This window comes from Burkholderia catarinensis (assembly GCF_001883705.2).
In the GTDB taxonomy this organism is placed as follows: domain Bacteria; phylum Pseudomonadota; class Gammaproteobacteria; order Burkholderiales; family Burkholderiaceae; genus Burkholderia; species Burkholderia catarinensis.
In genome coordinates, this window is record NZ_MDEQ02000006.1 from 17597 (window position 1) to 33216 (window position 15620).

Sequence of the window (15620 nt, forward strand, 5' to 3'; positions counted from 1 at the left end):
CTCGCGCTACTGTTCGGACTGCGCGAGCGGGCCTTGCGCGCCCTGCCCCGTTCCCGACGGCCAGCCGCCCGCGAGCGCCTTGTACAGCGCAACCGTCGACGCCGCGCTGCGCATCCGGCCGTCGGCCGCCGCGTCCTGCGCCTGCAGCAGCGTCCGTTGCGCGTCGAGCACTTCGTAATAGTCGATCGCGCCGGCCGAGAAGCGCGTCTGCGCGAGCTGCGCGGCGCGCGCGCTATCGGTCGCGGCCCGCACGAGATGGTCCGTCTCGTCACGCGTGCGCGAGACGCGCAGCAGCGCGTTCTCGGTTTCCTCCAGCGCCCCGAGCACGGTCTGCCGATACTGCGCGAGCTGGCCGGCCGCTTCCGCGTCGCTTGCGGCGATCCGCGCGCGCACGCGGCCGACATCGAGGAACGACCAGTCGATGCCGAGCGCGATCAGGTTCGTGTCGCTGCCCGCGCGGAAGAACCCGTAGCTGCTCGTCGCGCTGCCGAGCAGCCCCGACAGCGTAAAGCGCGGGAACAGGTCGGCCGTCGCGACGCCGATACGCGCAGTCGCCGCGTGCAGCCGCGCCTCGGCGGCCGCGACGTCAGGCCGCCGGCGCAGCAGGTCGCCCGGCGTGCCGGGATCGATGTCCGCGGCCAGTGCCGGCAGCGGCACGGGCGTGCCCGCCGGCGCGGCTGCCTTCGGGAGATCGAACCGGCCGACCAGCGCGTCCGGCGTCTGCCCGGTCAGCACCGCGAGCCGATGCTCGTCGACGCCGATCGCGGCTTCGTACACGGCGATCCGCGACGTCGTCGATTCGTACTGCGCACGCGCCCGCGCCGCATCGAGCTCGGAACCGCGCCCCGCGCCGACGCGCGCATTGATCAGCGCGAGCGTCTGCTTCTGGTTGTCGGCGTTCTCGCGCGCGATCCGCAGCCGCTCCTGCGAGCCGCGCAGATCGACATACGTGCTCGCGACCTCGCCGGCGATCGCGACGCGCACCGCGCGCACGTCCGCCGCACTCGCGGCGGTTTCCGCGCGCTGCGACTCGATCGAGCGGCGCACGCGGCCGAACAGGTCGAGCTCCCACGCCGCATTGATCCCGATGCTGGACATCGGCGTATCGCGCTGGCTGCGCGGCGCGCCGAATGCCTGGTCCTTGCTCATCAACTGATGGCCGATCTGGCCGCTCGCGGTAATCGTCGGATAGCGGTCGAAGGTGGCCTGCGACAGCAGCGCATTCGACGCGTCGTAGCGCGACACGGCGACCTGCAGGTCCTGGTTCGCCACGAGCGCCGCATCGATCAACTGTGTGAGCGCCGGATCGCCGAAGCCGCGCCAGAACGTTGCATCGGCATCGGCTGACGCGTCGGGCGGCGTATCCGGCGGCGTATCGGACGGCGACGCATCGTGCTGCGTCGCCGGACGCGCGTCGCGCGCGAACCGCGCGGCCGTGGCCGTGTCGGGCCGCTTGAAATCGGGGCCGACCGCGCACGCGGCAAGCGTCACCGACATCGCGAGCGCGGAAAGACGAAAAGCGGCGCTCATCGGTTTTCTCCTTCGAGGGTGCCGTGCTGTTCGCTCCACACGGCCGGCGTGCCGCCCGCGAGCTTGCGGATCGCCACATAGAACACGGGCGTGAGGAACAGCCCGAACAGCGTGACGCCCAGCATCCCCGCGAACACGGTGACGCCGGTAGCCGCGCGCACTTCGCTGCCCGCGCCGCTGCCGATCAGCAGCGGCACCGAACCCGCAATGAACGCGACCGACGTCATCACGATCGGGCGCAGCCGCAGCTTGCACGCTTCGAGCGCCGCTTCGATCACGCCCTTGCCCTGGATTTCGAGCTCGCGCGCGAACTCGACGATCAGGATCGCGTTCTTGCACGCGAGCCCCATCAGCACGACGAGACCGACCTGCACGAACACGTTGTTGTCGCCGCCCGACAGCCATACGCCGAACAGCGCCGCGCACATGCACACGGGCACGATCAGGATCACCGCGAGCGGCAGCGTCCAGCTCTCGTACAGCGATGCGAGCACGAGGAACACGAGCATCACCGCGAGCGGGAACACGACGATCGCCGCGTTGCTCTGCGTGACCTGCTGGTAGCTGAGGTCGGTCCATTCGAGCGTGATGCCCGGAGGCAGCACCTCCTTCGCGATCTGCTGCAGCTTCGCGATCGCCTGCGACGACGACATCGCCTTCGGATCGGCATCGCCGATCAGGTCGGCAGCCGGATAGCCGTTGTAGCGAACGACCGGGTCGGGCCCGTACGCGGGCCCCACCGTCACCATCGAGCCGATCGGCACCATCTCGCCCTTCGCATTGCGCGTGCGCAGGTTCGCGATGTCGGCAGCCGTCTGCCGGTGACCGGCATCGGCCTGCGCCATCACGCGGTACACGCGGCCGAACACGTTGAAGTCGTTCACGTACATGGAACCGAGATAGACCTGCAGCGTACTGAACAGGTCGGTCAGCGCGACGCCCTGCGCCTTCGCCTTCAGCCGGTCGACCTTCACCTCGAGTTGCGGGATGTTCGCCTGGTACGAGCTGACCGGGTAGCTCATCCCCGGCGTCTTCGCGACCGCGGCCTGGAACGCGGTGAGCGCGTTCTGCAGCTCGCCGTAGCCGAGCCCGCCGCGATCCTCCAGGTACAGCGAGTAGCCGGAGCCGTTGCCGAGGCCCTGGATCGGCGGCGGCATCAGCGCGTAAGTAATGCCGCCGCCGATGGCCGCGAAACGCGCGTTCAGGTCCGCGTTGATCTGCGCGGCACTGCGATGGCGCTGGTCGAACGGCTTCAGGATCACGTACGAGTTCGTGATGTTCGGCGTATTCACGCCCTGCAGCGCATTGAGCCCGGCAAACGCCGGCACCATCTCGACGCCGTCGGTGCCGAGCGCGATCTTCGTCATCTGCTCGGTCACCGCGCTGGTGCGCGCGAGCGACGCGCCTTCCGGCAGCTTCGCGCCCGCGAACAGGTACAGCTTGTCCTGCACGGGGATGAAGCCGCCCGGCACCGCGTTGAACAGCAGCGCGGTCGCCGCGAGCAGCGCCGCATAGACCGCGAACACCACGCCGCGCCGCTTCAGCGTGCGCGCGACGACGCCGTGATAGCGATCGGAACTGCGCTCGAAGAAGCGGTTGAACGGCCGGAACAGCCAGCCGAACGCGCGGTCGAGCACGCGCGTGAGCCCATCCTTCGGCGCGCCGTGCGGACGCAGCAGCTTCGCGGCGAGCGCGGGCGACAGCGTCAGCGAGTTGATCGCGGAGATCACCGTCGAGATCGCGATCGTCACCGCGAACTGCCGGTAGAACTGGCCCGTGACGCCCGACATGAACGCCATCGGCACGAACACCGCGCACAGCACCAGCGCGATCGCGACGATCGGCCCCGACACCTCGCGCATCGCCTGGTGCGCGGCATCGCGCGGGCTCAGGCCCTGCGCGATGTTGCGCTCGACGTTCTCGACGACGACGATCGCATCGTCGACGACGATCCCGATCGCGAGCACGAGCCCGAACAGCGTCAGCGTGTTGATCGAATAGCCGAGCAGATGGAGAAACGCGAACGTGCCGACCACCGACACGGGCACCGCGACGAGCGGAATGATCGACGCGCGCCAGGTCTGCAGGAACAGGATCACGACGAGCACGACCAGCACGACGGCCTCGATCAGCGTGTGCTGCACCGCGCGGATCGATTCCCGCACGAACACCGTCGGATCCCACACGGGTCGGTACGCGACGCCGGGCGGAAAGCGCTTCGACAATTCGTCGAGCTTCGCATACACGGCCTTCGCGACGTCGAGCGCGTTCGCGCCCGGCGACAGGAAAATACCGACCACGGCCGAATGCTTGTCGTTGAAATACGAACGCAGCGTGTAGTCGCCCGCGCCGAGCTCGATGCGCGCGACGTCGGACAGCTTCACGACCTGGCCGTCGTCGCCGTTGCGCAGCACGATGTCGCTGAATTCCTGCACGGTGCGCAGCCGGCCGCGCACGTTGATCGACACGAGGAAGTCGTTCGCCTTCGGCGACGGCTCCGCGCCGAGCTGGCCGGCCGACACCTGCACGTTCTGCTCGCGCACGGCCGCGATCACGTCGCTCGCGGTCAGCCCGCGCGACGCGAGCCGGTTCGGGTCGAGCCACAGCCGCATCGCGTAGTCGCCGGAACCGTACACGCCGACGTCGCCGATGCCGGTGAGGCGCGACAGCTCGTCCTTCACATGCAGCGTCAGGTAGTTGCGCAGGTACAGCGAATCGCGGCTGTTGTCCGGCGAATAGAGGCTGACGTACATCAGCGGCGTCGGCGACTGCTTCTGCGTGGTCACGCCGTACTGGCGCACCTCGTCGGGCAGGCGCGACAGCGCCTGGCTCACGCGGTTCTGCACGCGCACGGCGGCCGTGTCGGGATCGACGCCCTGCAGGAACGTGACGACGACCTGCAGGCTGCCGTCCGAGCCGGCGACCGACTTCATGTACATGATGCCTTCGACGCCGTTGATCGCCTCTTCGAGCGGTTCGGCGACCGATTCGGCGATTTCCTTCGGGTTCGCGCCCGGGTACGTCGCACGCACGACGACGCTCGGCGGCACGACTTCCGGATATTCGCCGGCCGGCAGCATCGGAATCGAGATCAGGCCGATCGCGAAGATGACGATCGACAGCACGACCGCGAAGATCGGCCGGTCGATGAAGAATCGGGAGAAATCCATCACTTGTCTCCCGTCATTGCGCGGCCGGCGCGCCGGCGTCGGCCACGGCCTGCGTGCCGCCGCCCATACCGGTGCCGGTGCCGATACCGGCATCGGCGCGCGCGGGCAGCGCTTTCGGCTTCACCTGCGCGCCCGGATAGTAGATCCGCTGCACGCCGGCGACGACCACGCGGTCGCCCGCGTTCAGCCCCTTCTCGACGATCCGCTCGCCTTCGAGCTCGCGGCCGATCGTCACGTCGCGGCGCAGCGCCTTGTCGCCGGGGCCGATCACGTATACGTACTTGCGGTCCTGGTCGGTCAGCACGGCCTTGTCGTCGACGAGCAGCGCGTCCTGGTCGCGGCCGCTGACGAGCTGCACGCGCGCATACAGGCCGGGCGTAAACGTATGGTCTGCATTCGGCAGCCGCACACGCGCGCGGATCGTGCCGGTTTGCGGGTCGAGCCGGTTGTCGAGGAAGTCGACGGTGCCCGCATGCGGGAAGCCCGTCTCGTTCGCGAGGCCCACGCGCACCGGATCGGCGCCGATCGCGCGATGCTTCGGATCGGCGCGCCGCGCGTTGTAGCGCAGGTAGCTCTGCTCGTCGCAGTCGAAATACACGTAGACCGGATCCTGCGACACGACGGTGGTCAGCAGCGTGTCGTCCGCGCGCGCGAGGTTGCCGACGGTGGCAACCGCACGGCCGACGCGGCCCGCGATCGGCGCGCGCACTCCGGTGAAGCCGAGATTGAGCTTCGCGTCGGCGACGGCCGCGTCGGCCGCCTGCAGGTCCGCACGCGCCTGCTCGGCGGTGGCGCGCGCGTTATCGAGCTCTTCCTGCGACGTCGCATGCGCATCGATCAGCGTCTGCACCCGCTTGAGCTGTACGTTCGCGAGGCTCGCGGCCGCGCGGGCCCGCTGCTGCTGTGCGTTCGCGCGGTCGAGCGCGATCCGGTACGGGCGCGGGTCGATCTCGAACAGCAGCGTGCCCTGCGCGACGAGGTCGCCCTCCTTGTACGCGACGCGTTGCAGGTAGCCGCTCACGCGCGGCCGCAATTCGACCGCGTCGACCGCTTCGACGCGTCCGTTGAATTCGTCCGCGAGGCGGACCGTACGCGGCGCGACGGTTGCGACGCCGACTTCGGGAAGGGGATGAGCCGACGATGCGCCTTTGCCGTCGTGACAGCCAGACAACGCCAGCAGCAGTGCGCAAGCAGCGCCCAAAGGCGACGTCCTGCGTAAGGATAAGGAGAGCATGATGCCTCGCGACGGGTTAAACTGCCGCGTAGCATAAAAGTTGAAGTTAACTTTAAGTCAAGCTTTCCCGGAGGGCGTCATGGGTATCCAGGAAGTCCCGCAATGGCCGCTGATGTCGATCCGCGAAGTGGCCGCGCGCAGCGGCGTGCCGGCATCGACGCTGCGCTTCTACGAGACGCGCGGGCTCATCAAGTCGCACCGCAACGGCTCGAGCCATCGCCACTATTCGCGCGCGGTGCTGCGGCTGATCGCGTTCATCGTGTTCGCGCAGAAGATCGGCTATACGCTCGACGAGATCGCCGAGCAGCTCGTCAGCCTCCCCGAGGACACCGCGCCGAGCAACAAGGACTGGCAGCGGCTGTCGCGCGGCTGGAAGCAGCGCGTCGCGAGCCGGATCGAGGAGCTGCAGCGGCTCTACATCAACCTCGACGAATGCATCGGCTGCGGCTGCCTGTCGCTGAAACGCTGCAAGCTGACCAACCCGGAGGACCGCGCGGGCCGCAACGGGCCCGGCGCGCGGCGCTGGCTCGGTGACAAGCCGCCCACGGACCTCGAATGACGGGCGGGCCGGGCGCGTCGCGCTGATGCCGCGCCTGTTCGTGCCGATGCAGCCGCAAGGCATTACGTTCTGCGAACTGAAGGAGGCGGGTAGCCCGCTCGCATACGAACTAGAGATTGCATATCGGACGCCCTCGCCGCTCGCCGCCGCGCTGCGCGACACCGCGCGCAACGCGGCGAGCGAACTGGGCCTGACGCTGGCAACGTGACCGCGCGCGCGGCGCTCAGTCGCCGAGGAGGTTGAGCGCGATGCCGAGCACCGCCTGCTTGAACTCGTGCTGCCGCGTGGGCAACGACGTGTACTTCAGCATCATGTGGCTGTACGAGACCGTCGTGCCGATCGCGCTCGCGATCATGAAGAACAGCACGTTCGGGTCGACCGGGCGGATCGCGCCGGCCTGCGCCGCCTCCGCCAGCAACGGGAACATCACCTCATGGTACGGGCCCACGAGCCGCTCCTGCAGCCGGTCGAGCCGCCCGCCCTCTTCGGTCGCCGCCGTCGAGAAGAACATGCCCATGTCGGGCTCGTCGAACTCGTGCTCGACGCACAGCTCGAGCGCACGCCGCACGCGGTCGCGATGCGGCAGTGACGACGTGCGCAACGCACGCATCGCGTCGAACATCGGCTCGGCCAGCTCGACGATCTGCTCGACCACCGCGAGCCACAACGTTTCCTTCGTACCGAAATGGTGCGCGATCAGCGCAGCGTCGACCCCCAGCTCGCGCGCGACTTCGCGCACGCTCGTCGCGTCGTAGCCACGCTTCGCGAACGTGCGGCGCGCGGCCCGCAATATCACGTCCGGGCCGACGGACGCATCCGCCAGCGGCCGCCCGCGCGTACGCCGCCTCGACGGTGCGCGCTCAGTGACTTCAGCCACGTTTTCCTGCTCCCTTGAATGGTTCGAATGGGTTCGAATGCCCGCGTTCTGGCCCCCGGTTTTCACTTCGCCGGAACCGGGCTGCCTGCCCGACTCCGTTGACACGCGAAGCCGGGAAGCGCTAGGATCATACCTTATTCATCACGTGATGATTTATCCATGACAACCCCTACACGCATCGTCATCGTCGGCGGCGGGATCGCCGGACTGCAGCTCGCGACCCGTCTGGGCGAGCGTCTCGGCCGGCCCGGGCGGGCGCAGGTCACGGTCGTCGACCGCAGTCCGACCCACATCTGGAAGCCGATGCTGCACACGATCGCGGCCGGCACGCGCGACGTGCAGCAGCAACAGGTGATCTTCCTCGCCCATGCCCGCGATCACGGCTACACGTACCAGCCCGGCGAATTGAAGGGGCTCGATCGCGCGCGCCGCCGCGTGCAACTCGGCGAGATCCGCTCGCAGGACGGCGACGTGGTGATCGACGCACGTGAACTCGAATACGACGTGCTGATCGTCGCGCTCGGCAGCCAGGCCAGCGACTTCGGCGTGCCGGGCGTGCGCGAGCACTGCTATTTCATCGACAGCCAGCAGCAGGCCGAAACCTTCAACGAAGCGTTGCGGATGCGCGTGTTCCGCAGCATCGCGCTCGACGAGCCGTTGCGCGTCGCGATCGTCGGTGCGGGCGCGACGGGCGTGGAACTCGCGGCGGAGTTGAGCCGCTTGCTGGAAGTGGCGCAGGCGTATGGCGACGTGACGGTGCGCGAGCGGCTGCAGCTCACGCTGCTCGAAAGCGGCCCGCGCATCCTTGCCGCGTTTCCGCCGAAGATTTCCGCGTCGGCGCAGCGGCGGCTCGAACAGATCGGCTTTCACGTGCTGACGTCGACGCGCGTGACGTCGGCCGACGCGAACGGCTTCCACTACGGTGACGGTTCGTTCGCGGAAGCGGACCTGATGGTCTGGGCGGCCGGCGTGAAGGCGCCGGATTTCATGCAGGCGCTGGGCGGGCTCGACACGAACCGCGCGAACCAGATCGTCGTCGGGCCCACGCTGCAGGCGACGGCCGACGAGCACGTGTTCGCGATCGGCGATTGCGCGAGCCTGCTGCCCGACGGCCAGGAACGGCCGCTGCCGCCGACCGCGCAGGTCGCGTCGCAACAGGCCGAGCATCTCGCGAAGCACCTGCCCGCGTGGCTCGACGGCAAGCCGATTCCGCCGTTCGCGTTCCACGATTTCGGCGCGCTCGTGTCGATCAGCGACTACGACGCGTTCGGCACGCTCGGGCAGTTCGGGTTCTTCCGCGGCGGCTTCATCCAGGGGCGCTTCGCGCAGTTCAGCCACCTGATGCTCTACCGGCGGCACCAGCAGGCGCTGCACGGTTTCTCCAAGGCGACCTTGCTGTGGATCGCCGAACGGATCAACGGCTGCGTGCGGCCGCGCATCCGCCTGTCGTGATGCCGCGCGTGGCGGCGTCGCGTAACGTTTCGAGGAATGCAGACATGAACAACCGTGCAGCACCCTGGCTCATGACCGTCGCCGCGATCGGCAGCTTCGACATGCCGTCCGTATCATGGGGCGTCCCGCGGCGGCGCAGCGTCACACGCGACCGGCTGCCGTCGTGGGACACGACGAGCAAGCCGACCATCAGCGTGCTCGAGCGGCCCACGGCCGACACCGTGATGATTTCGTGGCGCGACGCATGCACCGGCCACTACGGCTACCAGAAGTGGCGGCTGTTCACGACGCGCAAGCGCGGCGTGTGCGCACTGTCGGGGCAACCGATCGAGATCGGCGACAGCGTCTATGCACCTCAATTGCTCGGCTCGGCGCCGGGCAACGCCGCCGCGATGGTGCTGGCGGCGTGCATCGACGCGGCCCGCGCCGACGAGGCGGCCTGAAGGATCGAGATTCCGCTTCAGGCAGCGGTAACGCGATCCGCATCACGGGCCGCCACTTTCATCCGCGCTTCGGCTTCCGCATCCAGCCGCGCCGCATTCGCTTCGGCCTCCGCTTCCGGCATCAGCTCGCCTTCCCACTTCGCGACCACCGCACTGGCGATCGAGTTACCCACCGCGTTCGTGGCCGAGCGGCCCATGTCGAGGAACGTGTCGACACCGAGAATCAGCAGCAGCCCGGCTTCCGGGATGTTGAACTGGTGCAGCGTCGCCGCGATCACGACCAGCGACGCGCGCGGCACGCCGGCCATGCCCTTCGACGTCAGCATCAGGATCAGCAGCATCGTGACCTGCGTGCCGAGCGACAGGTGAATGCCGTACGCCTGCGCGATGAACAGCGACGCGAACGTGCAGTACATCATCGAGCCGTCGAGGTTGAACGAATACCCCATCGGCATCACGAAGCTCGAGATCTTGCGCCGCACGCCGAAACGGTCGAGCGCATCGAGGATCTTCGGATACGCGGCTTCCGAGCTCGCCGTCGCGAACGACAGCATGAACGCTTCCTTGATCAGCACGAGCAGCTTGAACACGCGGCGGCCGAGGAACAGCAGCCCGGCGGCGACCAGCGTGCCCCACAGCAGGAACAGGCTCACGTAGAAGTCGCCCATGAATACCGCGAACTTCAGCAGGATCGACAGGCCGTTGGTCGCGACGGTCGACGCCATTGCCGCCAGCACCGCGAGCGGCGCGAGCTTCATCACGTAGCCGGTGATCTTGAGCATCACGTGCGCGAGCTGGTCGATCGCCGCGACGAGAATCTTGCCGCGTTCGCCGAGCGACGCGAGCGCGACGCCGAAGAACATCGAGAACACGACGATCTGCAGGATCTCGTTGTTCGCCATCGCCTCGGCGATCGACTTCGGCACCATGTGGCCGACGAAATCCTTCAGCGTGAACTTCGACGTCGCAAGATGCGCGGACGCGCCGATATCCGGCAGCGGCAACCCGAGGTTCTCGCCGGGCCGCAGCAGGTTCGCCATCAGCAGCCCGAGCAGCAGCGAGATCAGCGACGCGGTGACGAACCAGCCGAGCGCCTTCACGAACACGCGCCCCACCGACGACGCGTCGCCCATGTGCGCGATGCCGACGACCAGCGTCGAGAACACCAGCGGGCCGATCACCATCTTGATCAGCCGCAGGAACACGTCGGAGACCAGCGAGATGTAGCCGGCGATTTCCGCCGCGGACTGCTTGTCCGGAAACTGCGTGTAGATCAGGTAGCCGATCAGGATGCCGGCCGCCATCGCAAGCAGGATCCAGCCTGCCGCGGACATTCGTTTGTTCATAACGGAATTCGACGCACGGTGAAGGTGTTGAAGAATGAATGGCGCGCGCCCCGTGCCGTGCCGGGGAGCGCGCATGGCGAGCCGGTCGGGCTTGCGGACGCCCTCGAACGGACGCGCTGCCGCCGCAACGGCATTCGCGGAAAAGCGAACGCCGGCGGCAGCGGGTTCAGCATGTCGCGATCAGGTCAGTAACCGATCGCCGATCCGGCCGGCCGGCGCGGGTCGTTGTAGCCGTAGATGAAACCGACGCGCACGTTGCCGGACACCGACGAATCGTTCCCGGAACTCTGGCGGCTCGCCGCTTCGGTGCCCGGCAGGCCGACCATGACCAGCTCGGCGGCGCCCCACGGCGTCTGCTCGACCATCTTGTAGCCCATGTTGCGCAGGATCGCGAGCGTGTCGGGCGACAGGCCGTAGGTTTCGTAGTAGACCTCGTCGGGCAGCCACTGGTGGTGGATGCGCGGCGCGGCGACCGCGTCCTGCGGCGTCATTCCGTAGTCGATCACGTTCAGCACGGTCTGCAGCGTGATCGTGATGATGCGCGACCCGCCCGGCGAACCGACCACCATGAACACCTTGCCGTCCTTCTTCACGATGGTCGGCGCCATCGACGACAGCGGGCGCTTGCCCGGCGCGATCGAGTTGCGCGTGCCCTGCACGAGGCCGAACATGTTCTGCGCGCCGACCTTCACGGTGAAGTCGTCCATCTCGTCGTTCAGGAAGAAGCCCGTGCCCGGCGCGATGACCACGGCGCCGAAGCGGCCGTTGACCGTATAGGTCGTCGACACGGCGTTGCCGTCGTGGTCGATGATCGAGTAATGCGTCGTTTCCGGCTTCTCGTGCACACCGACGCCCGGCTGCACGTCGACCGACGCCGTCGCCGTGTCGCCGCTGATCTGCTTGCGGATCTCGGCCGCATACTGCTTGCTCGTCAGCTTCGCGACCGGATTGTCGATGAAGTTCGGGTCGCCCAGCAGCGTGTTGCGATCCTCGTATGCGTGACGCATCGCCTCGGTCATGTAGTGGACCACCGAAGCCGACTGGTAGCCCATCTTGCGCATGTCATACCCTTCGAGGATGTTCAGCGTCTCGCACATCGTCACGCCGCCCGAGCTCGGCGGCGGGGCCGACACGAACTCGTAGCCGCGATACGTGCACGTCAGCGGCGCCATGTCCTGCGCGCGGTAGGACGCGAAATCGCCGGCCGTGATCAGGCCGCCGCCGCGCTTGGCCGCCGCCTCGACGATCTTCGGGATCTCGCCGTGATAGAACGCGTCGGGCCCCTGCTCCGCGATGCGCTCGAGCGTGCGGGCCAGGTCCTTCTGCACCAGGCGGTCGCCCGGCTGCAGCGGCGTGCCGTCGGCCCGCAGGAAGATGCGCGCCGCGTCCGGGTCCTTCCTGAAGCGGTCGATCGTCGTGTCGAGGATGTCCGTATCGCCGCGCGTCAGCACGAAGCCGTCGCGCGCGAGCCGGATCGCCGGCGCCATCACCTGCTTGCGCGTCAGCTTGCCGTACTTGCGCTGCGCGAGATCGAGGCCGGCCACCGTGCCCGGCACGCCGACCGCGCGATAGCCGTACAGGCTTTCGTCCGGAATCACGTTCCCGGCCGCGTCGAGATACATGTTCGCGGAAGCCGCGGCCGGCGCGGTCTCGCGGAAATTGATGAAGCGGTCGCGGCCGTCGGCCAGGTGCACGGTCATGAAGCCGCCGCCGCCGATGTTGCCGCAGCACGGATTGGTCACGGCCTGCGCGTAGCCGACCGCCACCGCCGCGTCCACCGCGTTGCCGCCTTCCTTCAGGATGTCGACGCCGATTTGCGACGCGAAATGCTGCGACGACACGACCATGCCGTTCTTCGCTTCAACCGCGGGTTCCGAAGCGGCGAACGCGCACACGCTCATTGCCGACAACAGGGTGAGAACTACGAGCCGCCTCATGACGGAATCCTCCAGACAAATTAACCGGGCCGTGCCGGGATGCGCCGCCGCGTCATCGCGTATCGACGCTGCCAATCCGGCATGTAATAAACAATACATTTCGGCGAGGCCGCGATCATAGCACTCGCTTTTTTGCACTAAAACCTAGGGTTATCACTGAATTTAATGTGACTATGCGCGGAGGCGCTGCTCGATGTATGTTTGTTTCATTACATCGATCGACGTACAGTCGCCGGAGTGATGCGTCCCTCTAATTTCGGGCCGTATGCGGGCCGTCGCACGTCGATCGGCTAACATGCGTGGAGTCGCCGGCAGACGCCCGTCTGCCGTTTGTCATTCAGATTTCAGATAAAAGAGCTGGAGTGCCCGATGGGGACGAGCATCAGGGCGTTGCTGTTATCCCAGATGGATAGCTTCACGCCGTCGGAACAGAAGGTCGCGCAGGCGTTGCTGGATCGCTATCCCAGTCTCGGGCTGGGGCCTATCGCCAGCTTTGCGAAGCAGGCTGAAGTCAGCGACCCGACCGTATTCCGCTTCGTCGTCAGGATCGGCTTTCCGAATTACTCGTCGTTCCAGCAGGCGCTATACGGCGAAATCGACACCGCGATGAATTCGCCGCTCGCGCGGATGGATGCGTTCCACCCCGCCTCGGGCATGCGCGACAGTCATGCGGCGATTTTCCAGCGGCTCTCCCAATCGCTGGCCACCACGATCGAAGGGCTCGACGCGGCGGCGTTCGATGCAGCCGTGGCGCTGCTGGCCAATCCGGACGTTCGCATCTTCTGCGGTGGCGGGCGCTATACGGCGCCGCTCGCTTCGCTGTTTTCGTTCACCCTCGCGTACTCGCGCCCGCATGTTCAGTATGTCGAACCGAATGTGAACCTCGCGTCGGTCACCCTGGCCGACATGGGTCCCGGCGACGTGCTCGTCATCTTCGACTTTCGCCGCTACCAGCGAGACAGCATCCGGTTCGCGGAAGCCGCTCACCAACTCGGCGCGCGGATTCTGCTGATCACCGACGAATGGATGTCGCCGATCGGCGAGTTCGCGGAGATCGTGCTGCGGATCCACGGGCGCCCTTTCGCGATGCTGCAGACCAACGTGCCGGCGCTGGCGCTCGCCGAAGCGCTGGTGATCGGCGTGACGAACCAGCTGCCGGAACTGGCGCGGCAGCGGATGGAGAAGATCGAGCAGCTCAATACCGGGGGGATCGAGCAGGATACGAATCAGCGGGATTTGCCGGAGTGATGGATGGCCAGCGGAACTGGAAACGACGCCATTCACCACGGCCTGAGGCGCCGGATTCCGATTGCCGACACGGTCAAGGTTCTGCGCCCCACCAATGGATCACCTGCTTCCGCATGACGGACGAGAACTTTCACTACTGCGCCGGCCAGCTGCAACCTTTGCAACAAGTCATTCCAAAATTGCCGTTCGCGTCGGAATTGTCGGTGACCGCTCCGAAGACTCCCATGTCGAGCGGATGTTGCAATCGTTCGCCCTCCTTGCCGCGGATATAGACAGCCGGCTCGACGGCAACTACCCGGAATTTGCCGAAGCGCGCCCCGGCATGCTGTATCCCGTAACCCCAAACCGGGGACCTTAGCGCCCCAACAGATAGTCTGCTGCTTGCCTGGCTCATACGTGAAGCCATCAACCCTTGCCAAAGTGAGACTTTGGACGGATATCGATCCACACGTGTCCGCCTTCAGACATCAGCTCTCGACATCCTCGAGACTGAACACCTCGGTCTTGTCGTTATACGAGAACACTTCGCCGTAACGGCCCCAGTCGATCACCGCGTCGAGCGTTTCCTCGGCCGCCTCGTCCGACAGGAAATCCTCCAGCTCCTGCTCGAAGCGCACGCGCGGCGCGCGATGGCCCGGACGCTCGTTCAGCACCTTCCTGATCCGCGCGGCGAGCGGCACGTGCTTCAGCAGGTGATCCGCGAACATCAGCTTGCGCTCCTGCGTGCCGAATTCCGCGAACACGCGCGCGGGCGGCGTCAGGAACACGTCGCCCTCCCGCACGTCCGCAAAACCAAGGTGCTGCAACACTTCCGCGATCGGAAACAGGTCGTCGACTTCCAGGTGCAGCGTGCGCGCGATTTCCGGCATGTCGGCACGGCCGTGGTACGGCGCCATCGCGAGCGTTTCGATCAGGCCGGCCATCAGGTTGGTCGACACGCGCGGCAGCCAGCTGCCGGGCTCCAGCCCCTTCTTCGTCGCCTCGTTGGTCTGGCGCGCGGTCATCTTCGCGTAGATGTCGTCGACGAGCTTGCGGAAATCGGTGTCGAGCCGGTTGCGCGGATGCTTGAACGGCACCTTGATCTCGGCGATCACGCGGCCCGGGTTCGACGACAGCACGAGGATCCGGTCGCACATGAACACGGCTTCCTCGATGTTGTGCGTGACGATCAGCACCGACTTGATCGGCATCCGGCCCTGCGTCCACAGGTCGAGCAGGTCGGTACGCAACGTCTCGGCGGTCAACACGTCGAGCGCGGAAAACGGCTCGTCCATCAGCAGGATCGTCGGATCGACGACGAGCGCGCGCGCAAAGCCCACACGCTGGCGCATGCCGCCCGACAGCTCGCGCGGGTACGCGTTCTCGAAGCCGTCGAGACCGATCAGGTCGATCGCGGCCAGCGCACGCTCGCGCCGCTCGCGCGCGCCGACGCCGAGCGCTTCGAGCCCGGCTTCCACGTTCTGCAGCACGGTGAGCCACGGGAACAGCGCGAAGGTCTGGAATACCATCGCGACGCCTTCGGCCGGGCCGCTCAGCGGCTTGCCGAGGTAGGTCACTTCACCGCCGGTCGGCTCGATCAGGCCGGCGATGATCCGCAGCAGCGTCGACTTGCCCGAGCCCGAGCGGCCGAGCAGCCCGACGATCTCGCCTTCGCGCAGCGACAGGTTCGCATCGTCGAGCACGAGCAATTCGCCCTGCGACTTGTTGAAGCCGCGGTTCACGTGCTCGACGCGCAGGATTTCGTCGCCGAGGCGCGGCGGCTGGAGCGGCTGGGACGGCTTGACGGGGGCGTTGATAACGGTCGAATTTTGCATCGCGCTTACT

12 protein-coding genes and 1 pseudogene are annotated in these 15620 nt (G+C 67.1%); 6 read left to right on the forward strand and 7 right to left on the reverse strand.

Features of this window, described 5'->3' with window-relative positions; translation table 11 throughout:
* Positions 1–6: 6 nt before the first annotated feature.
* The 3 genes from BFF94_RS11005 to BFF94_RS11015 are packed head-to-tail and all read right to left on the reverse strand — an operon-like array spanning position 7 to position 5934.
* A complete protein-coding gene (locus BFF94_RS11005) occupies positions 7–1530 on the reverse strand; it encodes an efflux transporter outer membrane subunit (RefSeq protein WP_219139318.1) in 1524 nt (507 codons plus the stop codon).
* Positions 1527–4700, reverse strand: a complete 3174-nt coding sequence (locus BFF94_RS11010) for an efflux RND transporter permease subunit (RefSeq protein ID WP_128842511.1) — start codon at positions 4698–4700, stop codon at positions 1527–1529. Before BFF94_RS11010 ends, BFF94_RS11005 begins: the two co-directional genes overlap by 4 nt.
* Before the next feature lie 13 nt (positions 4701–4713).
* Complete coding sequence (locus BFF94_RS11015; protein ID WP_219139319.1) at positions 4714–5934, reverse strand: efflux RND transporter periplasmic adaptor subunit; 1221 nt, start codon at positions 5932–5934, stop codon at positions 4714–4716.
* Between the two features lie 79 nt (positions 5935–6013).
* On the opposite strand from BFF94_RS11015, the gene soxR reads away from it, so the two are divergent.
* Together soxR and BFF94_RS11025 are read left to right on the forward strand one after the other, a co-directional pair.
* The gene (gene soxR, locus BFF94_RS11020; RefSeq protein WP_128842512.1) at positions 6014–6493 is read left to right on the forward strand and encodes a redox-sensitive transcriptional activator SoxR; all 480 of its coding nucleotides are present in this window, start codon (positions 6014–6016) and stop codon (positions 6491–6493) included.
* A 16-nt stretch (positions 6494–6509) separates the two neighbouring features.
* A pseudogene (locus BFF94_RS11025) lies at positions 6510–6701 on the forward strand (LysR family transcriptional regulator); the annotation flags it as partial.
* Between the two features lie 15 nt (positions 6702–6716).
* Here the strand turns inward: BFF94_RS11025 and BFF94_RS11030 are convergent.
* A complete protein-coding gene (locus BFF94_RS11030; RefSeq protein WP_128842513.1) occupies positions 6717–7370 on the reverse strand; it encodes a TetR/AcrR family transcriptional regulator in 654 nt (217 codons plus the stop codon).
* Positions 7371–7529: 159 nt separating this feature from the next.
* On the opposite strand from BFF94_RS11030, the gene BFF94_RS11035 reads away from it, so the two are divergent.
* Positions 7530–8822 (forward strand): NAD(P)/FAD-dependent oxidoreductase, encoded by a 1293-nt coding sequence (locus BFF94_RS11035; protein ID WP_128842514.1) that lies wholly within the window; start codon positions 7530–7532, stop codon positions 8820–8822.
* A gap of 44 nt (positions 8823–8866) precedes the next feature.
* Complete coding sequence (locus tag BFF94_RS11040; RefSeq protein ID WP_128842515.1) at positions 8867–9265, forward strand: DUF3331 domain-containing protein; 399 nt, start codon at positions 8867–8869, stop codon at positions 9263–9265.
* Positions 9266–9282: 17 nt separating this feature from the next.
* On the opposite strand, the gene BFF94_RS11045 is transcribed toward BFF94_RS11040, so the two are convergent.
* Positions 9283–10611: a dicarboxylate/amino acid:cation symporter gene (locus BFF94_RS11045; RefSeq protein ID WP_128842516.1), complete on the reverse strand. Its 1329-nt coding sequence runs from the start codon at positions 10609–10611 to the stop codon at positions 9283–9285.
* Between the two features lie 185 nt (positions 10612–10796).
* Positions 10797–12548, reverse strand: coding sequence for a gamma-glutamyltransferase (gene ggt, locus BFF94_RS11050; RefSeq protein WP_128842517.1), 1752 nt, complete (start codon positions 12546–12548; stop codon positions 10797–10799).
* Positions 12549–12917: 369 nt separating this feature from the next.
* On the opposite strand from ggt, the gene BFF94_RS11055 reads away from it, so the two are divergent.
* Positions 12918–13796, forward strand: a complete 879-nt coding sequence (locus BFF94_RS11055) for a MurR/RpiR family transcriptional regulator (protein ID WP_128842518.1) — start codon at positions 12918–12920, stop codon at positions 13794–13796.
* A 94-nt stretch (positions 13797–13890) separates the two neighbouring features.
* Positions 13891–14154 carry a type VI secretion system baseplate subunit TssF gene (locus BFF94_RS11060; RefSeq protein ID WP_246637275.1) on the forward strand — a complete coding sequence of 88 codons (264 nt, stop codon included), beginning with the start codon at positions 13891–13893 and terminating at the stop codon, positions 14152–14154.
* A 109-nt stretch (positions 14155–14263) separates the two neighbouring features.
* Here the strand turns inward: BFF94_RS11060 and BFF94_RS11065 are convergent, their stop codons facing one another.
* Positions 14264–15610, reverse strand: coding sequence for an ABC transporter ATP-binding protein (locus BFF94_RS11065; protein ID WP_219139320.1), 1347 nt, complete (start codon positions 15608–15610; stop codon positions 14264–14266).
* Positions 15611–15620 lie beyond the last annotated feature (10 nt).

Coding starts and splice junctions, on each gene's coding strand:
- BFF94_RS11005 (WP_219139318.1), bottom strand. CDS start 1,530: ATGAGCGCCGCTTTTCGTCTTTCCGCGCTCGCGATGTCGGTGACGCTT.
- BFF94_RS11010 (WP_128842511.1), bottom strand. CDS start 4,700: ATGGATTTCTCCCGATTCTTCATCGACCGGCCGATCTTCGCGGTCGTG.
- BFF94_RS11015 (WP_219139319.1), bottom strand. CDS start 5,934: ATGCTCTCCTTATCCTTACGCAGGACGTCGCCTTTGGGCGCTGCTTGC.
- soxR (WP_128842512.1), top strand. CDS start 6,014: ATGGGTATCCAGGAAGTCCCGCAATGGCCGCTGATGTCGATCCGCGAA.
- BFF94_RS11035 (WP_128842514.1), top strand. CDS start 7,530: ATGACAACCCCTACACGCATCGTCATCGTCGGCGGCGGGATCGCCGGA.
- BFF94_RS11040 (WP_128842515.1), top strand. CDS start 8,867: ATGAACAACCGTGCAGCACCCTGGCTCATGACCGTCGCCGCGATCGGC.
- BFF94_RS11045 (WP_128842516.1), bottom strand. CDS start 10,611: ATGAACAAACGAATGTCCGCGGCAGGCTGGATCCTGCTTGCGATGGCG.
- ggt (WP_128842517.1), bottom strand. CDS start 12,548: ATGAGGCGGCTCGTAGTTCTCACCCTGTTGTCGGCAATGAGCGTGTGC.
- BFF94_RS11055 (WP_128842518.1), top strand. CDS start 12,918: ATGGGGACGAGCATCAGGGCGTTGCTGTTATCCCAGATGGATAGCTTC.
- BFF94_RS11060 (WP_246637275.1), top strand. CDS start 13,891: ATGGATCACCTGCTTCCGCATGACGGACGAGAACTTTCACTACTGCGC.
- BFF94_RS11065 (WP_219139320.1), bottom strand. CDS start 15,610: ATGCAAAATTCGACCGTTATCAACGCCCCCGTCAAGCCGTCCCAGCCG.